Annotated in this window: 16 protein-coding genes and 1 riboswitch; of the genes, 9 read left to right on the forward strand and 7 right to left on the reverse strand. The window is 70.6% G+C overall.

Going from position 1 to position 19,215, the window contains the following annotated elements; translation table 11 throughout:
• Positions 1 to 53 precede the first annotated feature (53 nt).
• Positions 54 to 1,478, reverse strand: a complete 1,425-nt coding sequence (locus tag ACWD5F_RS35350) for an MFS transporter (RefSeq protein WP_451260402.1) — start codon at positions 1,476 to 1,478, stop codon at positions 54 to 56.
• A gap of 171 nt (positions 1,479 to 1,649) precedes the next feature.
• A complete protein-coding gene (locus tag ACWD5F_RS35355) occupies positions 1,650 to 2,309 on the reverse strand; it encodes a TetR/AcrR family transcriptional regulator (RefSeq protein ID WP_451260403.1) in 660 nt (219 codons plus the stop codon).
• 122 nt (positions 2,310 to 2,431) lie between these two features.
• Here ACWD5F_RS35355 and ACWD5F_RS35360 point away from each other — a divergent pair, with 122 nt between their 5' ends.
• The 3 genes from ACWD5F_RS35360 (at position 2,432) to ACWD5F_RS35370 (ending at position 7,056) form a co-directional block, all read left to right on the forward strand.
• Positions 2,432 to 3,487 (forward strand): medium chain dehydrogenase/reductase family protein, encoded by a 1,056-nt coding sequence (locus tag ACWD5F_RS35360; protein WP_451260404.1) that lies wholly within the window; start codon positions 2,432 to 2,434, stop codon positions 3,485 to 3,487.
• Between the two features lie 176 nt (positions 3,488 to 3,663).
• Entirely contained in the window at positions 3,664 to 4,704 is a 1,041-nt protein-coding gene (locus ACWD5F_RS35365; protein WP_451260405.1) for a LacI family DNA-binding transcriptional regulator, read from the forward strand.
• A 150-nt stretch (positions 4,705 to 4,854) separates the two neighbouring features.
• A complete protein-coding gene (locus tag ACWD5F_RS35370; protein WP_451260406.1) occupies positions 4,855 to 7,056 on the forward strand; it encodes an RICIN domain-containing protein in 2,202 nt (733 codons plus the stop codon).
• A gap of 84 nt (positions 7,057 to 7,140) precedes the next feature.
• Here the strand turns inward: ACWD5F_RS35370 and ACWD5F_RS35375 are convergent, their stop codons facing one another.
• The 4 genes from ACWD5F_RS35375 to ACWD5F_RS35390 all read right to left on the reverse strand — a co-directional run bounded on the left by ACWD5F_RS35375 (position 7,141) and on the right by ACWD5F_RS35390 (position 12,684).
• Positions 7,141 to 9,495, reverse strand: a complete 2,355-nt coding sequence (locus ACWD5F_RS35375; protein ID WP_451260407.1) for a glycoside hydrolase family 3 N-terminal domain-containing protein — start codon at positions 9,493 to 9,495, stop codon at positions 7,141 to 7,143.
• Positions 9,496 to 9,584: 89 nt separating this feature from the next.
• Positions 9,585 to 10,508 carry a carbohydrate ABC transporter permease gene (locus ACWD5F_RS35380; RefSeq protein ID WP_451260408.1) on the reverse strand — a complete coding sequence of 308 codons (924 nt, stop codon included), beginning with the start codon at positions 10,506 to 10,508 and terminating at the stop codon, positions 9,585 to 9,587.
• Positions 10,505 to 11,356, reverse strand: a complete 852-nt coding sequence (locus ACWD5F_RS35385; protein ID WP_451260679.1) for a carbohydrate ABC transporter permease — start codon at positions 11,354 to 11,356, stop codon at positions 10,505 to 10,507. The genes ACWD5F_RS35380 and ACWD5F_RS35385 overlap by 4 nt, the downstream gene beginning before the upstream one ends.
• Before the next feature lie 92 nt (positions 11,357 to 11,448).
• Positions 11,449 to 12,684 (reverse strand): extracellular solute-binding protein, encoded by a 1,236-nt coding sequence (locus ACWD5F_RS35390; RefSeq protein WP_451260409.1) that lies wholly within the window; start codon positions 12,682 to 12,684, stop codon positions 11,449 to 11,451.
• Between the two features lie 392 nt (positions 12,685 to 13,076).
• On the opposite strand from ACWD5F_RS35390, the gene ACWD5F_RS35395 reads away from it, so the two are divergent.
• The 6 genes from ACWD5F_RS35395 to ACWD5F_RS35420 all read left to right on the forward strand — a co-directional run bounded on the left by ACWD5F_RS35395 (position 13,077) and on the right by ACWD5F_RS35420 (position 18,508).
• Positions 13,077 to 14,420: an aminomethyl transferase family protein gene (locus ACWD5F_RS35395; protein WP_451260410.1), complete on the forward strand. Its 1,344-nt coding sequence runs from the start codon at positions 13,077 to 13,079 to the stop codon at positions 14,418 to 14,420.
• 29 nt (positions 14,421 to 14,449) lie between these two features.
• Positions 14,450 to 15,322, forward strand: coding sequence for a methylenetetrahydrofolate reductase (locus ACWD5F_RS35400; RefSeq protein WP_451260411.1), 873 nt, complete (start codon positions 14,450 to 14,452; stop codon positions 15,320 to 15,322).
• A complete protein-coding gene (purU, locus tag ACWD5F_RS35405; protein ID WP_451260412.1) occupies positions 15,319 to 16,224 on the forward strand; it encodes a formyltetrahydrofolate deformylase in 906 nt (301 codons plus the stop codon). Before ACWD5F_RS35400 ends, purU begins: the two co-directional genes overlap by 4 nt.
• 46 nt (positions 16,225 to 16,270) lie before the next feature.
• On the forward strand, positions 16,271 to 17,197 hold the full coding sequence (locus tag ACWD5F_RS35410) for a LacI family DNA-binding transcriptional regulator (protein WP_451260413.1): 927 nt from the start codon (positions 16,271 to 16,273) through the stop codon (positions 17,195 to 17,197).
• A 134-nt stretch (positions 17,198 to 17,331) separates the two neighbouring features.
• Positions 17,332 to 17,476: riboswitch (cobalamin riboswitch) on the forward strand.
• A gap of 35 nt (positions 17,477 to 17,511) precedes the next feature.
• Complete coding sequence (locus tag ACWD5F_RS35415) at positions 17,512 to 17,733, forward strand: CbtB domain-containing protein (protein WP_401711315.1); 222 nt, start codon at positions 17,512 to 17,514, stop codon at positions 17,731 to 17,733.
• Positions 17,734 to 17,755: 22 nt separating this feature from the next.
• On the forward strand, positions 17,756 to 18,508 hold the full coding sequence (locus tag ACWD5F_RS35420) for a CbtA family protein (protein WP_451260414.1): 753 nt from the start codon (positions 17,756 to 17,758) through the stop codon (positions 18,506 to 18,508).
• Between the two features lie 88 nt (positions 18,509 to 18,596).
• Here ACWD5F_RS35420 and ACWD5F_RS35425 read toward each other — a convergent pair whose 3' ends face one another.
• Positions 18,597 to 19,205 carry a histidine phosphatase family protein gene (locus ACWD5F_RS35425; RefSeq protein WP_451260415.1) on the reverse strand — a complete coding sequence of 203 codons (609 nt, stop codon included), beginning with the start codon at positions 19,203 to 19,205 and terminating at the stop codon, positions 18,597 to 18,599.
• Between the last annotated feature and the right edge of the window lie 10 nt (positions 19,206 to 19,215).

The following is a 19,215-nucleotide window of genomic DNA, read 5'->3' on the forward strand; positions in this document are numbered from 1 at the left end:
GAACTGTCCGTTCGTATAGGGGAGTTGGAGGGATCCGGAGATCGGGGGGGGCGTCAGTGGGCGGACCGGCGGTCGGTGGTCCTCAGGTGCCGGTCGAGGACCGTCATGGCGAGGACGACGACGGCGATGCCGACCAGCGCCCAGGAGATGTGCCGGAGGCCGGTGTCGTCGACGTGGGTGCGGAAGGCGGTGCCGGTGATGGCCGCCGACGCGATGGAGCCGATGTAGCCGAAGGTGCGCAGCAGTCCCGACGCGGTGCCTACGCTCCTGGCGGGCGCTTCCTTGTACAGGACCGCCTGGTTGGCCACGGTGCTGGCCCCGGAGGTGAGCCCGAACAGGGCCGTGATCGCGATCACCGCGATCACCGGCGAGCCGCTGTCCAGGAACAGGGTGGCGACGGCTCCCGCGAGCAGGAGCAGCGCCGACGCGATCAGCGGTGCCCGGACACCGGTGCGGCGCGAGGCGACCCGGGCGGAGACCGCCGACAGGGCGCCCATGGGGATGAGAATCAGCCCCGCCTGGTAGGCGGAGAGTCCGCGGGCGGCTTCGAGCCACTGGGTGAGCCCGTAGAGGATCACGTAAGTGCCCAGGAGCGTAAGGCCGTTGCGCAGATAGGTGCGGGTGAGCGCGAGGTTCGAGGCGAGCAGCCGGACGTCCAGGAAGGGGTTGGCGGCGCGCAGTTCCCAGGCGACGAGGGCGGCGGCGATCACGACGGAGACGCCCAGGGCCGGCCAGTCGGGGTCCGGCAGCGAGGACAGGAACACCAGCAACGCGGTGAGCGTCCCGCCGAAGGCCACGATGCCCGGCAGATCGATGCGGGAGGCGAGGGCGCGCGGTGAACGGCCGCGCACGCGGTCGGGGTCCTTCGGGATCCAGACCGCCGCCATCACGAAGGCCGCGACCGCGAAGGGGACGTTGACCCAGAAGGCCGTCTGCCAGCCCAGCCAGCCGACGAGCAGTCCGCCGATCGCGGGGCCGATGGCGAGGGTGGCCGCGCCGGCGATGGCCAGGCCGCCCAGGACACTGCCGGGTGGCTCCTGCAACCCCGTCGCCTGGGCCCGGCGGCGGATCAGCAGCATCGCGGACGGATATCCGGCGGAGGTGCCCGCGCCGATGAGGACGCGGGCCGTGACCAGGACCGACATGTCACGGGCGGCCGCGCCGAGAACGCCTCCCGCGAGGACGAGGAAGATGCCGACGAAGAAGACCCGCCGGGGCCCGAACTCCTCGGCCAGCCGCCCGGCCGCGGGCTGCGCTATCGCGCTCGTCAGATAGAGGCTGGAGATCAGGATCGCCGTGCCGCCGACGGACGTGTGCATCGCGGCCGCGATGGCCACCAGGGCGGGCGCGATCACCGAGCTGTTGATCGGGTTGAGCACGGCGCCCATGTAGAGCGGGGTCACGAACGTCGGCCCGAAGGCCCTCTCCGACGGAGTCCCCTCCTGTCGTACGGAGGGTGCCTTTTCGGTGACTCCCAAGGCGCTGCTCCTCTCTTCCCGCTCGCGCTGTCCGGTGGCAGTCGCGGGAGCGGTCGACAGAATTACGCAGGCTGCCTGACAAACTATAGCAGGCAGCCTGCCTACCTCGTCGGTCGTGACGCAGGGAAGGTGGCGCGATGAAGGGGAGGGGGTGGCGGGGCTCGGTGGTGCTCAGGGCGCGGTCAGTGCCTCCAGTTCGCTCGCGAACAGCAGCTCCGGGTCGAACCCCATCCCGTTGAAATGGCCGGCGAGTTCGAGCGAGAGGAGCCCGTGCAACCGGGTCCAGACGGTCAGCGCCCGGTGCAGCGTCTCGGGCGGGGCCGAGTGGCCCCGGGCCCAGTGCCGGTGGTCCCGCAGGTGCTCGGCGAACGGCGTTCCGGGGTGCTCGGACGCCGGCGGTACGGGGATCTCGGCGCACGCGTCGAGCAGGACCGTCATGATCTCCGCGCTGATCGCAGTGGTGGCGTCGGGGGCGTGGTAGCCCGGGATCGGTGTGCCGTAGAGCAGGAAGTACCGATGCGGGTCCGCCAGGGCCCAACCGCGCATGGCGTGGGCCAGTCCGGTCAGGTCGGCGCCGGAATCGGCGGACGTGTGCAGGGTGTCGGCGAGGCTGCGGTACGCGTCCTTGATCAGCTCGGTGATCAGCTCGTCGCGGTTGGCGAAGTACCGGTAGAGCGCCGGTCCGCTCATCCCCATCCGCTTGGCGATCGCGTTGAGCGACAGGCCGGAGGCGCCCGCCGTGGCGTTCTGCTCCCAGGCGTGGTCCTTGACCTCCGCCCGGATCTGGGCGCGATAGCGCTCGCGCGGGGTCTCCGTCCTCGTGCTCGCCACGGCCGCCTCCGTCCATGCCCCTGAGGGCACCCTGTGCGATTTAGTTAGAGGCTATCACGTTGGCTATTGACTCTTCCTTGCGATCGTTATAGCTTCTAACTCAAGCGACAGGCGCTAGCGACATGGAGGTCATCATGAACACCGAAGGACGCGAAGGACTCGTCGAGGTCGTCCTGCCGGGCAAGGTGGAGCCGGAGGGGCTGGAGATCCGCTCCGGCGGAACCGTCCCTACCGCGGGACCGGGGCAGGTCGTGATCCGCATGCAGGCGACCGGCGTCTCCTTCGCCGAGCAGCAGATGCGCCGCGGCCGGTACTACGACCAGCCCGCCTTCCCCTTCGTCCCCGGCTACGACCTCGTGGGCACGGTGATCGCGGCCGGCGAGGGCGTCGGACCCGAGCTGATCGGCACCCGGGTGGCCGCGCTCCTCAAGGTCGGCGGCTGGGCCAGCCACGTGGTCGTCGACGCGGCGGACACCGTGGAGGTCCCCGCCGGGATCGGCGCGGCGGAGGCCGAGACCGTGGTCCTGAACGGCATCACCGCCTGGCAGATGCTCCACCGCAAGGCACGCGTGCGTGCGGGCCAGACCGTCGTGGTGCTCGGCGCCAACGGCGGCGTCGGCTCCGTCCTGGTCCAACTCGCCCGCGCCGCCGGCGTGAAGGTCATCGGCACCGCGTCCGTACGCCACCACGACGCCCTGCGCGAGCAGGGAGTGGTCCCGGTCGACTACCGCGCCGGTGACGTCGCCGCGCACATCCGCGCCCTCGCCCCCTACGGAGTGGCCGCCGTCTTCGACCACGTCGGCGGCCACGGCATCGTCGACTCCTGGCGTCTGCTCGCCCCCGGCGGCACGCTCGTCTCCTACGGCAGCGCCGCCACCAGGGACGACCAGGGCTCCAAGCAGTGGCCCGTGTTCAAGCTGCTCGGCCGCGTCTGGCTGTGGAACGCGCTGCCCAACGGCCGGCACGCCTACTTCTACAACGTCTGGGCGGGCCGGGCCCTGGGCAGGAACGCGTTCCGGAACCGGCTGCGCGCCGACCTCACCCAGGTCTTCGCGGCCCTGGAGCGCGGCGAGGTCACCGCCCGCATCGCCGCCGAACTCCCGCTCGCCCGCACCGCCGAGGCCATGCGGCTCGCCGAGTCCGGGACCGTCGCCGGCAAGATCGTACTGACCCCGTGACGCCGTCGGTCCCGGTCGCCCCTCTCCCGCACGGGTGCGTGTCCGATGTCTTGCCAGCGCTCGTGGACGCGCTGGATGATCAGGAGCGCTGCCGCAGGAGAGGTCCGCGACCGGACCCCGGGCGCCGTGCCCGCAGCGCATCGACGTCGGCGAGTCGCAGGTGGGGCAGGCATCGGGTGACCACTCAGGGCAAGACACACCTCGATGCCCAGTACGGCCTGCTGACGAGCATCGCCACCGAGGCGGGCGTGTCGCTGAGCACCGTGTCGAAGGTCGTCCACCGGCGCCGTGACGTCGGGGCGGCCACACGGGCCCGGGTCGAGGAGCTGCTCGCGCGGTCCGGATACGTCCGCCCCTGGGAACGGGAGACCGACGGGCCGCGGCAGATCATCGCCGTGTTCCGCGACCTCTCCGGCCCGTACACCCTGGAGGTCGTCCGCGGCATCGTGGACGCGGCCGGCGAACTCGGCATCGACGTGGTGACCGGGACGACCAGCCGGCGCTCCATCTCCCAGTGGCTGGAGGAGTGCGTGGCGCTGGGCGCGGCCGGGCTCATCATCGTGATCTCGATGCTCGCCGACGAGGACCAGCGCCGCATCGTCGACCAGCAACTGCCCGTCGTACTGATCGATCCGCTCAGCGCGCCGTCCGGCGACATCCCCAGCATCGGCGTGACGAACTGGAGCGGCGCCCGCGAGGCCGTCCAGCATCTGCTGGAGCTCGGGCACACCCGCATCGGCATGGTCGCGGGCCGCTCGCACTCCCTGGCCGGCGCGGCCCGCGTGCACGGCTACCGGGCCGCGCTGGAGGAAGCCGGGATCGCCTACGACCCCGGGATCGTCCGCTCCACCGACTTCGACTACGCCGAGGCGCTCGTCGCCGGGCTCCAGATCCTCCGGACCGACGATCCGCCGACGGCCGTGTTCGCGGCGAGCGACGCCCAGGCGCTCGGCGTCCTGGAGGCCGCACGCCAGCAGGGGCTCGCCGTGCCGGCGGACCTGTCGGTCATGTCCTTCGACGACACCCTGGTCGCGGCCATGGCCTCGCCGCCGCTGAGCGCGGTGCGCCAGCCCTTCGAGGAGTTGGGGCACGAGGCGACCCGGGTGCTCATGCAGTTCGCCGAGGGCCGCCCACCCGCGTCGCCGCGCATCGAGTTGGCGACGGAACTGGTGCTGCGCACCTCGACGTCCGCCCCGCGCGCCGTCAATACCGCGTAACTCACCACCTGGCGAAACACTTTCGCAATGCTCCGGTGACATCACCGTCAGGCGTACGAATACTGGCTTCCTGCTCCGCACCCTCATTCCCTTTTCAGCGCTGAGTGGTGCGCGATTCCCCCCGAGTCGCCTCGGGCGAAAGGAATGCCGATGTCCAGAGGATTGACAAGACCGTTGGCGCGCAAGGTGCTCGCCGCCGTGACCGCCGCCGGTATCGGTGTGGCCCTCGCCATCGGCTCGGCGGGAAACGCGACCGCCTATCAGCCGAGCCCGGCGAATCTGTATACGGCGACCAACCCCGCCGCGTGCAACAAGAATCCGTGCGTTCTGTACCCGAAGTCGGCCCAATTGGCGGACGGCCGGATCGTCGCCACCTTCGAGAACAGCCAGACCGCCCCGGTCGGCCAGACACTGCCCATCTACAAGAGCGACGACGACGGCACGACCTGGTCCAAGCTGAGCGACGTCAAGGCCCCGGCCTATCTCTCCGGCGACTCGCAGTACGCGAAGTACACGAGCAACTGGACCAACCCGTATCTCTACGTGCTCCCGCAGAACGTCGGAAACCTCAGCGCCGGCACCCTGCTGCTCGCGAGCATCGTCTCGGGCGACGACTACTACTACCAGGAACAGAAGGCCGCCAACTCCAGCTGGACACCGACCGGCGACGGCGACCGCAAAGACATAGCGCTGGCCCTGTATTCGAGTGTGGATGACGGGGTTAGCTGGAACTTCCAGAACATCATCGCCGCCGGCGGCTGGCAGGGCGGCAGCGCGGGCAGCATCGGCCGGGTCTCGACCGCCAACACCTACGCCCAGGTCGACCCCATCTGGGAACCGCACCTGCTCGCCCACAACGGACAGCTCATCGCCTACTACTCCGACGAGGACGACTACACCGGCTACAACACCACCACCGGCGCCCCGACCCTCGACCCGGCCAACGACACCGCGACCGACTCCGGCGGCCAGGTCCTCCTCCACCGCACCTGGAACGGTTCCGGCTCAACCGCCTGGAGTTCCCCGGTGGTTGACGTCCCCGGCAACACGGTGAGCATGGGCGGCGGCAAGACCGAGATCGGCGGCGGCCGTCCGGGCATGACGACCATCGCCCCGACCACCGACGGCAAGTGGCTGCTGACGTACGAGTACTGGGGCGGCGGTACGAACATCCGCTACCGGATCTCGGACGACCCGACGAAGTTCTTCGCCGCCACCGACGCCGCGATCACCTCGCTGCCCGTGCCCTCGGGCGGGGCCGCCCTCTCCACCGGCGGCAGCCCGGTCCTGCTCCCGATGCCGGACGGACGGATCGTCTACAACGCCTCCGGCAGCGGCGACGTCTGGGTGAACGAGTCCGGGCTGTCCACCGGCACGTGGAAGGAGTACAAGACGTCGATCGCCGCCGGGTACAGCCGCATGCTCCAGTACGTCGACGGCACCGGCCGCGTCCTCGTCCTCCAGGCGTCCTGGAGCGGCAGCAGCGTCGGACCGGTGAAGTACGCCGAGGTCGACCTCGGCCGCTCCGACGGCGCCTACTACCGCCTGGTCAACCGGCTCACCGGCCAGGTCCTCAGCACCGCCTCCGGCAGGACCCAGGACGCGAACCTCACCGGGAACACCCCTGACCTCGTCCTGGCCGCCGACTCCGCGGCCACCACCCAGCGTTGGCACCTGACCGCCAAGGGCGGCAACGTCACCCTGCTCAACAAGGCGGGGGGCCGCTCGGTCGCCATCTGGACCGGCACCGCGACGGCCGGGCAGAAGCTCGCCCAGTGGGTCGACGACGGAGCCACCGACAAGCAGTGGACCCAGGTCGCGTCGTCCACGAGCGGCTACTACAAGCTCCGCTCGGTCCTCAACACCGGCCTCTACATGACCGGTTCGACGTCCGGCGGCTCGGTCACCGTGGCGGCGGCGACGACCGACGGCTCCCAGGACTGGCAGTTGGTCCAGGACCCGCTCCCCACCGCCTCGACCTTCACCCTCAAGGGCGCCAACTCCGGCCGCTGCCTCGACGTCCCGAACGGCGCGACGGGCGTCCAGGTCCAGATCTACGACTGCTCCGGCAACGCCAACCAGACCATCACGCAGACCACGGCCGGTGAACTCCGCGTCAACGGCAACTGCCTGGCCGCGAACGGTGACGGCACCACCGCCGGCACCACGCTCATCCTCTGGGCCTGCAACGGCAGGTCCAGCCAGAAGTGGGCGTTCCGCGTGGACGGCACCATCGTCAACCGCTCCAACGGCCTGGTCATCGACGTCACCAACTGGGGGACGGCCAACGGCTCGAAGGTCGCGCTGTGGACCGGTCTTGGTGCCGCGAACCAGCAGTGGACCCGCAGCTAGCCCGAGAGCGGAAGCGGCGCCACCGACAGAAGCGGCGCCACCGTCGGACACGGTGGCGCCGCTCTTCATGGGTGTCCCTGTCGCCTACTCCCGCTCGACACTCACCGGCACCGCGTGCCGCCGCAGCACCGTCGCGTCCCGCTCCTCGCCGACGAGTCGGACCGTCTCCCGCACCGGCGTGTCCAGACTGGAGGAGCCGACCTGGAGCAGGATCTCGCCGGGCTCGACGATCCGCCGCCCCGCCAGACCGGTGAACGCCAGCCGGTCGGTGTGCACGTGGAAGCGGACCGTCGCCCGCTCACCGGGTTCGAGGGCCACCTTGGCGAAGCCGAGCAGGGACCGCACCGGCCGGGTCACCTGGGCGACCGGGTCGATCGCGTACAGCTGCACGGTCTCGGCACCCGTGACCGCCCCCGTGTTCCACACCCGCGCTCCGACCGTGAACTCGCCGTCCACCGGGACCGGTTCACGGTCCACGCCGAGCCCGTCGATCTCGAAGGTCGTGTACGACAGGCCGTGCCCGAAGGGGAACGCCGGGGTCGGATCGAGGTTGGACAGCCAGCTCTGCCGGTCGCCGAGCGGCGGATGGAGGTAGGTGTAGGGCTGACCCCCGGGCGCGGTCGGGATCTGCACGGGCAGCTTGCCGCTGAAGTTCGCCTTCCCGGACAGGAGCCGGGCCACCGCACGGCCGCCCTCCTCGCCGGGCAGGAAGACCTGCACCATGGCCGCCGCGGCGGACGCGAACCGGCCCACCGCGTAGGGCCGGCCACTGCTGACGACCAGGACGACCGGCCGCCCGGTCGCCAACACCGCCTCGACCAGCTCCTCCTGCACGCCCGGCAGCCGTAGATCCTCCACGTCACAGCCCTCGCCCGAGGTGCCGATCCCGAACATGCCCGCCTTGTCACCGACGACCAGCACGGTGACGTCGGCCCCGGCGGCCGCCTCCACCGCGGCCGCGATCCCGGAACGGTCCGTCTCGCGGATCGGACAGCCCGGCTCGAACTCCCACTCCACAGCGGGCAGTTCGGCCGCCAGGGCATGGCGCAGGGAGACCGCCTCGACACCGTTGCCGAGGTCGTCGCGTTCGGCGAGGACATGGTTGGGGAAGCTGTAGCAGCCGAACATGGTGCGTACGTCGTCGGCGCACGGGCCGATCAGCGCGATGCGGCCGGTGGCCGGGAGGGGCAGGGTCCCGTCGTTCGACAGCAGGACGGCACTCGACTGGGCCACGGCGTGCGCGAGTTGGCGGCTCGTCGGCTTGTCGAGGTCCAGTTCACCCGCGATCAGAGCAGGCGGGCGCGGGTCCCAGTCGGCGTCGAGCAGTCCGAGTTCGGCCTTCTGTCGCAGCACTCGCCGCACTGCCCGGTCGACCGACTCCTCGTCCACCAGGCCCTGTTCCACCGCGCGCACGAGCGCGGTGCCGAAGCCTCGCTGGTCGGGCAGTTCGACGTCCAGCCCGGCGCGCAGGGCGAGCGCGCCGGCGTCCGCCAGATCGGCGGCGACCCGGTGGTCGTTGACCAGGAAGGGCAGGGACCAGTAGTCGGAGACGACGGTTCCCTCGAAACCCCATGCGTCGCGCAGGACTTCGGTCAGCAGCCAGTGGCTCGCGGCCGGCGCCTCGCCGTCGATCTCGGCGTACGAGTTCATCACCGACCGCACGCCCGCGGCGACGAGCCGCTCGAAGGGCGGCAGGACGACGTCGAAGAGTTCACGGCGGCCGATCCCGACGGGCGCGTGGTTGCGGCCGCCCGTCGACGCGGAGTACCCGGCGAAGTGCTTGAGGGTGGCATACACCCCGGCGCCCTGTAGACCCGTGACATACGCCTCGGCCAACTCGCCGACCAGGTACGGGTCTTCGCCGAAGGTCTCCTCGCAGCGGCCCCAGCGGTAGTCGCGGATGACGTCGACGACGGGGGACAGGCCCTGGTGCACGCCCGCCTCGGCCATGTCGGAGCCGATGGCCTCGCCCACCCTGCGGATCAGCGCGGGGTCGAAGGTGGCCGCCATGCCGAGCGAGGTGGGGTAGATGGTGGCGCCGTAGGCGGTGAAGCCGGTCAGGCACTCGTCGTGGGCCATGGCCGGGATGCCGAATCTGCTCTGCGCCACCACCTGCCGCTGGTGCTCGGCCAGCAGGCGGGCGTGCTCCAACGCGGGCCGGGGCAGGGTGCCGTAGGGGCGGGTGAGCTGGCCCAGGCCGTGCCGGGCGGTCTCGTCGAGGTCGCCGACGCGGCCGAAGTGGTTGCTGCCCGGGGCCACTTCGGGACCGTCGGCCTCGATGTCCTCCCAGGTGCTGCTCAACTGTGCGACCTTCTCGGCCGGGGTGAGCCGGGCGAGCAGTGCCTCGACGCGGTCCGCGGTGGGCAGGGCGGGGTCGGTCCAGGGGCGGTCGTCCTCCCGGTGGGGGAGGCCGCTGTGGTCGGGCATGGTGGTCGTCATTCACGACTCCTCGGTGTTGCGCGGGCACGCCGACGGGGCCGGGCGCGGGGCCCGGCCGTCGTGCGGAGCGAACTGCCCGGTGGTGGGGGCTACTTGGAGAAACCGGCGGTGAGACCGGCGACGAGCTGGCGGCGGGCGAGTACGAAGACCACCAGCATCGGCAGGGTGGAGAGCACCACCGCGGCCATCGTGGCCGGGATGTTGATGCCGAACTGCCCCTTGTAGAGCGTCAGCGCCAGCGGAAGCACCGCCTTGTCGCCGCTCTGGGTGAGGATCAGCGGGAAGAGGAACCCGTTCCACACCTGGAGGCCGTCGTACACGGCGACCGTCACCAGCGCCGGGCGGGCCAGCGGCGCCGCCAGCGACCACAGCATCCGCCAGTCGCTCGCCCCGTCCACGACCATCGCCTCGAACAGCGAACGCGGTACGTCCCGCAGGAAGCTCACCATGATCATCACGGTGATCGGCAGCGCGAACGCCACCGAGGGCAGCACGATCGCGAACAGGCTGTCGTACAACTGCAGACGGATGATCAGCAGGTACACGGGGATGATCACCGCCTGCAGCGGGATGGCCAGGCCGAGCAGGAACAGCCGGAAGGTGACACGGGACCAGCGGCTGTCGCCGTGCCGGACGATCGCGAACGAGGCCATCAGCGCGGCGACGACGGTGAGCGCGACCGTGGCCACGGTCACGACGACGCTGTTGAGCAGATAGGTCGTGAAGTCGCCGGCCAGCACGGACCGGTAGTTCGCCAGCGTCGGCTGCCCGGGCGGCGCCAGCGGACTCGCGGAGGTGAAGTCCGTACGGCCGCGCAGGCTGGTCACGACCAGCCAGTAGATCGGTACGACGACCAGCGCGGTCCACAGGAGCGTGGCACCGCCGCTCACCAGGCGACGCACGACGGCGACGGGCGAGCGCGGCCGGGCGGTCACCGGCGGTGGCGCCGCCGGGCGTCGGACGGCGGCGTCGCGGCCGACGCGCGCACGGGTCTTGGTCACGGTGGTGCTCACATGCCCTCCTGCTGACTGTCCATCTTCGTGAAGCCCGACAGGCGGGTGGTGAGCAGCGAGAGCCCCAGACCCGTCACCACCAGAAGCGTGGCGACGGCGCTGGCCCGGCCCATGTCGTGCGCCTGGAAGCCGGTGATGTACATGGCCAGCGGCAGCACCCGGGTGGCGGTGCCGGGGCCGCCCGTGCCGCCGGACAGCACGAAGATCAGGTCGAAGTAGGTCAGGGAGCCGACGAGCATGAGCGTGCTGGAGGTGACGAAGGTGTACTTCAGCTGCGGCAGTGTGATGCGCAGGAAGCGGACCCGGGGCCCGGCCCCGTCGATGGCCGCGGCCTCGTACAGCGAGACGGGGATCTGGCGCAGCCCGGCCTGGTAGAGCAGCGCGTGGAACGGCACGAACTGCCAGGCGATCACGAAGATCACCGTGTACAGGGCGAGGTCGGGCGAGCCGAGGAACGGCTCGGCCAGCCAGTGCAGTCCGGGGGTGGCGCCGATGCCGAAGGTCGGGTCGAGCAGCGCCTGCCAGGTCAGGCCGATCGCCACGGCGGACAGCAGCAACGGCAGGAACCACAGCACGGCGAACAGCGACCGCAGCCGGCCCGGCGGCGCCTGGAAGACACCGAGCGCCAGCGCGACGGGCGTCTGGACCAGCCAGCTGATCACCATCACCTTGACGGTGAGCCACACCGCCTGCCAGGTGGCGCCGTCGGTGAGCACGGCACTCCAGTTGGCTCCGCCGGCCCAGCCGATCGAACCCAGCCCGTCCCAGTCGGCGAGGCTCAGACCCAGCACGCCGACCAGCGGGACGAGACCGAAGAGGCCGAAGATCACCAGTGCCGGGGCGGCCATCAGGGCACCGCTCCAGCGGCGCCCCACCCGGGCCCTGCCCGACCGCGCCCTCTCGGGCGCGACCGGACCGGGCGTACGGACAACGGCTGTCATCACTGCGCCGCCTTGCTCATGTCCTCGCCGAACTGCTCGGGCTTGATCTCCCGCAGGAACGACTTGTCGACGTTGGTCAGCAGCGCGTCGGACTGGTCCGACGGCAGGGCCTGGTCCCAGGACAACTGGAAGCTCGGTGACTTCTGCACCAGGTCGTACACGAACCGCAGCCACTTCTTGTCGGCCGAAGTGGTCGCGGCCAGCTTCGACTCGAGGCCGTTGACCGGCGGCACGCTGCCCGCCGCCAGGTAGGCGTCGACCTGGGAGTCGTCGAGGACGTAGTCCTTGAGGTAGTCGAGCGCCTCCGACTTGTGCTTGCTCGCCGCGTTCAGGGACAGGAAGTTGGAGGGGTTGCCGACGATGCCGGCCGGGTCGCCCTTGCCGTCGGGCACGGTCGGGAACGTGGTGAAGCCGAGGTCGTTCTTCGCGAAGTCCGGCGCGGCCTTGACGAAGTTGGCGTACTCCCAGGTGCCCATCACCTCCATGGCCGCCTTGCCCGAGTAGACGAGCGCGGTGGAGGCCCCCTGGTCGTAGTTGACGGACGAGGCGTTGGCACCGAAGGCACCCGCCTCGGCCAGGTCCTGGAGGTACTGGTTGGCCTTGGTGACCGACGCGTCCTGCCACGCCGAGGCATCACCGCCGGCGATCTTCGAGAACACCCCGGAGCCACCGGTCCGGTCGAGCAGGTACTCCGTGTACATCAGCGTCGGCCACTTGGAGTTGGCCGCGAGGGACATCGGGATGACGTTCTTGGCCTTCAGCTTCTTCACGGCCGCGAGCAGGTCGTCGTACGTCTTCGGGGGCTGGACGCCCGCGTCGGCGAGCACCTTCTTGTTGTAGTAGAGGACCACCGGCGCCAGGCCGTTGGCGGGCACGCCGTAGACCTTGCCGTCGAAGGTGGCGCTCTGCATCACGCTCGGCGTGAACCGGTCCGTCTCGACCTGGGACGCGGACAGGGCGTCGACCTTGCCCGCCTTGACGTAGTCGTTCAGGGCGCCGCCGCCCCAGCTGAAGAAGATGTCCGGTGCCTGGTTCGCGCCGAAGGCCACGCGCAGCTTCTGCTTGTAGTCGTCGTTGGCGAACAGCCGCAGCGTGATCTTCCCGTCCGGGTGCTTCTTGTTGTAGGCGTCGACCGACTCCTTGAGGATCGTCTGGTCGTTGAGCGCCCACATCGTCAGGCCCTTCGAGGACGACGTCGTGGACGGCCCCGACGTCCCGCAGGAGGCGATGGCCACGGCGGCCGACACGGTGGTCAGGGATACGACTATGCGCCGAGCTCTCGATCTCGAAGTCCCGTGCATGCTCTGCCTCTTTCTCTCGCAATGCCATGGGGTGCGCAAGGCAGATACGGAAAGCAGCGCGAAAGGCTTTCGTGCGCACCGCCGCAGCGGCCTGCCTGCTGGACCGGGACACTGACATGCGCGTCACCTCCGGGACAAGGAGGAGAAAAGCCCCGGTTACGAAAGACTTTCGAGGGTGAGCGAAGCGAACGACCATGCTCGGCGCGCCGAGCGCACGCAATGCTTGCGCGTCCGGAGCCACCCGCCCGCAGGGTCGGTCCTGTTAGCTTTCACTAGAACGATTTAGCTGCCCTCACCGGGACGGACAGCGACACGAAGGAGCCGCCATGGCAACCCCCTCCCTCCAGGACGGCATCGACTCGGCCGGCTCGCCGGTCAGGCTGCTGTGGCGACCGGGCGCCGAGCCGTGGACCCCCGAGGTCGTCGCGCGCGAGTACGCGGGCTGGCGGCAGGAGCAGAACGCCTGGCACGAGGGCGTGGCCCTGCTCGACCTCTCGCACCACATGTACGACCTGACGATCGAAGGCCCCGACGCCACCCGGGTGTTGGCCGATCACGGCGTCAACAACTTCGCCAGGTTCGCGATCGGACAGGCCAAGCAGTACGTGCCGGTCACCCGACAAGGCCACATCGTCACCGACGGGATCCTCGCCCGGGAGGCCGAGAACCGGTACCTGCTCAGCGGCATCCCCGCCGCCCAGCACTGGGTGCAGTACCACGCGGAAAAGGGCGGCTACGACGTCGGTTTCGCCACCGACCCCTCCTCCGCCTTCCGGCCCGGCGGGGGTGACCCGAAGCTGTTCCGCTACCAGATCCAGGGGCCGCTGGCCGTGGAGCTGGCCGAGCGGGCCTTCGGCGGCCCACTGCCGGAGACGAAGTTCTTCCACTCCAGCCCGGTCGTCCTCGACGGGCGCCCGCTGCGCGCCCTGCGGCACGGCATGGCGGGCCAGGCCGGCTTCGAGTTCATCGGCCCCTGGGAGCACGCGGCCCACGTGCACGAGAGGTTCCTGAAGGTCGGCGAACCGCTCGGCCTGATCCAGGTCGGCGCCCTCGCGTACACGACCCCCAGCGTCGAGAGCGGCTGGATACCGTCCCCGGTGCCCGCCATCTACACCGACCCCGAACTGCTGGAATACCGCAGGCAACTGCCTTTGTTCGGAATCGAGGGCAAGCGCCCGCTGAACGGCAGTTACTTCTCGGAGGACATCGAGGACTACTACGTGTCGCCGTACGAACTCGGCTACGGCAAGATGATCTCCTTCCGGCACGACTTCGTGGGCCGGGACGCCCTGGAGAAGGCCAAGGACGAGGTGCGGCGCACCAAGGTCACCCTCGTCCTCGACCCCGCCGACGTGCGCGCGGCGATCGGCGAGGGCCAGGACTCCGGGTTCGTGCTCTCGTACGCACGCCACCGGGTGGAGTCCGCCGACGGTCTGGTCGGCGTCACCATGCAGAGCGCGTCGATCGACCCCGTGGGCGCGGTCCTCGCCCAGACCCTGATCGACGCCGAGCACGCCGTGCCCGGCACCGAGGTGAGCGTGGTCTGGGGCGAGCACCCCGGTCCCGGCACCGATCCCGAGGCCGACCTCGGCTTCCCCCGCATCCGTGCCACCGTGCGGCCGTCGCCGTTCGACGAGCACGCGCGCACCCTCTACCGCCGCGACCGCTGACGCGGGCCCAGAGAGCGAGACCCACGACGATGAACCCCGCGAGCACGACAGGAACAGCGGTCGGCACCGCGCTGCTCGAGGACTTCTCCCTGGAGATGACCGGCAAGGACGTCCCCGGACTGGAAGAGGCCCGCGACCGCATCCCCCAGGGCACCCGCATCAACATCACCTTCCTCGGCAACGAGGACCTCCCGATGCGTCTGGACGCGGCCCGGGCGGTCAAGCGGCTCGGCTTCGTCCCCGTACCGCACATATCCGCCCGCCGCCTCGGCTCCCGCGGCGACTTCGAGCGGTTCCTCGCGGGCCTGCGCGCCGACGGCACGTCCGACAACGTGTTCCTCGTCGGCGGCGATCCGGCACACCCCGAGGGCCCCTACGCGGACTCGCTGTCCCTCATCGACACAGGACTGCTGGGGGAGTACGGCGTGCGGCACGTGGGCATCACCGGATACCCCGAGGGCCATCCGTCGATCGACGACCTGACGCTGTGGTCCGCGCTGCGGAACAAGCACGAGGCCCTCGCCGCACACCCCCTGGACGGCGAGATCATCACGCAGTTCGGCTTCGACGTCGACCCGGTGCTCGCCTGGGTGGAGGAGGTCCGCAGCCGAGGCATCGACCTCCCGATCAGGATCGGCGTCCCCGGACCCGCCGGAGCGCGCCGACTCCTGTCCTACGCGGCCCGTTTCGGCGTGGGCACCAGCGCCTCCGTCGTCAAGAAGTACGGGTTCTCCCTGACCAACCTCATGGGCACCGCCGGCCCCGACCGCTTCCTGCGCGACCTCGCCGCGGCCCACGACCCCGCCCGGCACGGCGAGTTGAAGATCCACTTCTATACGTTCGGCGGGATCGCGGCCACCTCCGACTGGGCCGCCCGCTTCCGGAAGGACAGCACGGCATGACCCTCACGCAGGACGCCCCGGCCCGCGCCGGCACGGCGGAAAACCCCGCGCAGCAGGCCTCGTTGATCGTGCAGGGCGCGGACGCCACCGGCATCGTCGCGGCCGTGACGTCGGTCCTCAGCGGGCACGGCGCCAACATCGTCGCCCTCGACCAGTACTCCGACAACCCGCAGGGCGGCGCCTTCTTCCAGCGCACGGTGTTCGGCCTCGACGGCCTCCGGGCCGCGCTGCCCGCCCTGCGGACGGACCTCGACGAACACCTCGTGGAACGGTTCGGTCTGACGTACACGCTGCGCGACCTGTCGGTCCCCAAGCGGGTCGCGATCTTCGCGTCGAAGTCCGACCACTGCCTGCTCGACCTGCTCTGGCGCCATCGGCAGGGCCAACTGCCCCTCACCGTCTCGATGGTGATCTCCAACCACCCCGATGTGGCCGAGGAGGTACGCGCCTTCGGCATCCCGTTCTTCCACGTGCCCTCCCAGGGGCCGGACAAGTCCGCCGCCGAGACGGAACACCTGCGGCTGCTCAAGGGCAACGTCGACTTCGTCGTCCTCGCCCGCTACATGCAGATCCTCAGCGGCGACCTCATCGAACGGCTCGGCGTCCCGATCATCAACATCCACCACTCCTTCCTGCCCGCCTTCATCGGCGCCGGGCCCTACGCCAAGGCCAAGGAACGCGGCGTGAAGCTCGTCGGCGCCACCGCCCACTACGTGACCGAGGACCTCGACGAGGGCCCGATCATCGAGCAGGACGTCGTCCGCGTCACCCACGCCCACACCGCCACGGACCTGACCCGCCGGGGCGCCGACGTGGAACGCGCGGTCCTCTCCCGGGCGGTGCTGTGGCACGCCGAGGACCGGGTCGTCAGGAACGGCAACCACACCATCGTGTTCGCCTAGGCTGAGTGCCGGCGCTTAATCGTTCCAGAGGCGGGAGTGTGCCGGCATGGGCCGTTCCGGCCGGGTGACGCTGAGCGACGTGGCCGAGGCGTCCGGAGTCTCCCGGGCGACCGTGAGCTTCGTACTGAACGACGACCCCCGGCAGACCATCTCCGGGGCGACCAGACAACGGGTCCTGGCCGCCGCGCACAAGTTGGGGTACGTCCCGCACGGCATCGCCCGGGCACTGCGCGAGGGGTCCTCGCGCATCGTCGTCCTCAATGTCGACGAGGGTCTGGAGGGCAACTTCTCCCGGAGCTATGTCCGGGGCCTGGACGAGGAGTTGGCGGCCCACGACCACGTCCTGCTCGTGCGGCACGGGCACACCGCGCCCGAGGCCACGCAGAAGATCCTCGACACCGTCGTGCCGCGGGCCGTGCTGCGACTCGGCGAGGTCTACATGCGCGAGCACGGTCCCATCGAGGAGGACTGGGAGAACGGGTTCGCCGCCAACGCCGCCCTGCAGATCGGCCATCTCGCCGAGCGGGGGCACACCCGGATCACCATGGCCATGCCCGACCACGACTTCCCGCTCACCGAGGCCCGCCTCGGGTTCGCCCGCGAGGCCGCCCGGCGCCTGGGCCTGCCACCCCTGGAGCGCCTCGTCGTCCCCCGCCCGCGAGAAGCCGGCGCGGTCGCCGTCGGGGCGTTCCGCGCGGCCCATCCGGACGTGACCGCCGTGGCCGCCTTCGACGACGACATCGCGCTGCGTACCCTGACCGCCCTGCGCGACCTCGGACTTCGGGTGCCCGAGGAGATGGCCGTGATCGGCTTCGACGAGACCGAGCACGGCTCCCTGACCACGCCCGCGCTCACCACCGTCCACATCGACGCCGAAGCCCTCGGCCGGCTCGCCGCCCGGGCCGCCCTCGGCATCGACTCGGAGGGCCTGACGCCGGTGCGGGGCCGGATCGTGGTCCGCGCCTCGGTGTGACCGGCGCGCGGGACCGCCGGGCGTACGGCGCCCGAACCGGCGTATCCACGCGGTGATTTGACGGCCCAGGCCGATGATCCTCGTCACTCGGCGGGCGAGACCGGCATCACCCCAGGTAGCGCGGTATTGGCCATGTTCGCGACACACGGTACGGTCACTCTGATATCGACGACACCAAAACGGAAGCCGGTGGGAGTCCGGCACGGTCGCGCCACTGTGTGCCACCCCTTTAACGGAGGGGGGCGAGTCAGACCCGTAGCCGTCGTCCTGTGCACCACCGAGATGGGACGCGAACTCCCAGAGGAGGCCCTGCCATGGCGCAGCATGTCGCTCAGCCGACAGCCACCACCCCCGTTCTCCCCGCCAAGCTGCCGATCGGCGCGATCGTCCCCTGGGCGGTCTTCTTCGGCATCCTGATGCTGGTCCTGCTGTACTTCGTCGGCGCCGAACAGGGCGCCACCTCCCTCGTGTCCGGTTCGGACGTCCACGAGTGGGTGCACGACGCCCGTCACCTGCTCGGCTTCCCCTGCCACTGACCCGAGGGAAACCAGCACTCACATGAACTCCGCAACGGTGCGAAACCTTCTTGTGCGGGGCATGCTCGCCGGCCTCGCCGCCGGCGTGCTCGCCCTCGTCGTCGCCTACTTCCTGGGTGAACCGAACGTCGACAAGGCGATCGCCTTCGAGGACGCGCACGCCCACGAGCACGAGATGGAGATCGTCTCCCGCTCCCTGCAGTCCACCGCCGGCCTGGCCACCGGTGTCCTGATCTACGGCGTCGCGTTCGGCGGCATCGCCGCCCTCGGATTCTGCTTCGCGCTCGGCCGCGTCGGCCGGTTCAGCCCGCGCGCGACCGCGCTGCTGCTCTCCGGCTGCGCGCTGCTGGCCGTCTACGTCGTGCCGTTCCTGAAGTACCCGGCCAACCCGCCGGCGGTCGGCGACCCCGACACCATCGGCAAGCGGACCACCCTGTACTTCCTGATGATGGTGCTCAGCGTGCTCCTCGCGGTCGCCGCGACCATCCTCGGCAAGCGGCTCGCACCGAGTCTGGGCACCTGGTACGCGACCGTCGTCGCGCTCGCCGCGTTCGCTGTGGTGATCGGGCTGGCGTACGCGTTCCTGCCGGTCATCAACGAGGTCCCCGCGGACTTCCCGGCCACCGTGCTGTGGCGCTTCAGGCTCTCCGCGCTGGCCATGCAGATCACCCTGTGGGGCGGATTCGGCCTGGCCTTCGGCGAGTTGGCCGAACGGCTGCTGAACCCGAAGCCCGCCCGGGTCCCGGCGCCTACGGCGGTGCCCGCAGCCCACTGACACGACCGACCTGACGAGAGGGCCCCGCGGAACCGTCCGGGGCCCTCTCGCGTTCTTCCGTCAGTCACGCCGGCACCGGGACGCGGCCTCATGAACCGCCGGCCGACGGGACTTGAGCCGCCTCGGCGGTATCCAGCGGCTGTCCGATCCGCACGTTCCAGCGGCCGGCCCGCCCACTGAGCGCGGTGGCGGTCAGCGGCAGCACGTCCAGCCGCCAGAAGGCCGCCGCGGGCGCGCCCAACGCGTGCACCACCACGGCCCGTACGACGTCCGGTTCGACCACGGCGAGCGTACGGCCGTCCGTGGCGAGGGACGCCTCCAGCCACCGTGCCACCCGCGCGCACAACTCCTCGACGGACTCCCCGCCGTGCGGAGCGGACGCCGGGTCCGCCAGCCACCGAGCCACCGCCTCGGGCTCACCGGCGCCGACCTCGGCGAGGGTGAGCCCTCGCCAACGCCCCACGTCCAACCCCGCCAACTCCGCCGCTTCCTCGGACCCGTCGAGGCCCAGCGCGGTCGCCGTCTGACGGCAGCGCGCACTGGGGCCTACGACGACCCGCGCACCCGAGGGCAGGGTTCCGGCCGCGGCACGGGCCCGCGCCTCTCCGCTGGCCTCGATCGAACCCCCGTCGTCGAAGCGCGCCTGGCGCAATGAGGTGCTCATCGCGGGCGAGATGAAGGTGACACGGCTGGTCACGGGCGGCTCC

The organism is Streptomyces sp. NPDC002499 (genome assembly GCF_053595415.1).

Coding starts and splice junctions, on each gene's coding strand:
- ACWD5F_RS35360 (WP_451260404.1), top strand. CDS start 2,432: ATGGAGGTCATCATGAACACCGAAGGACGCGAAGGACTCGTCGAGGTC.
- ACWD5F_RS35370 (WP_451260406.1), top strand. CDS start 4,855: ATGTCCAGAGGATTGACAAGACCGTTGGCGCGCAAGGTGCTCGCCGCC.
- ACWD5F_RS35375 (WP_451260407.1), bottom strand. CDS start 9,495: ATGACGACCACCATGCCCGACCACAGCGGCCTCCCCCACCGGGAGGAC.
- ACWD5F_RS35385 (WP_451260679.1), bottom strand. CDS start 11,356: ATGGCCGCCCCGGCACTGGTGATCTTCGGCCTCTTCGGTCTCGTCCCG.
- ACWD5F_RS35395 (WP_451260410.1), top strand. CDS start 13,077: ATGGCAACCCCCTCCCTCCAGGACGGCATCGACTCGGCCGGCTCGCCG.
- ACWD5F_RS35400 (WP_451260411.1), top strand. CDS start 14,450: ATGAACCCCGCGAGCACGACAGGAACAGCGGTCGGCACCGCGCTGCTC.
- purU (WP_451260412.1), top strand. CDS start 15,319: ATGACCCTCACGCAGGACGCCCCGGCCCGCGCCGGCACGGCGGAAAAC.
- ACWD5F_RS35410 (WP_451260413.1), top strand. CDS start 16,271: ATGGGCCGTTCCGGCCGGGTGACGCTGAGCGACGTGGCCGAGGCGTCC.
- ACWD5F_RS35415 (WP_401711315.1), top strand. CDS start 17,512: ATGGCGCAGCATGTCGCTCAGCCGACAGCCACCACCCCCGTTCTCCCC.
- ACWD5F_RS35420 (WP_451260414.1), top strand. CDS start 17,756: ATGAACTCCGCAACGGTGCGAAACCTTCTTGTGCGGGGCATGCTCGCC.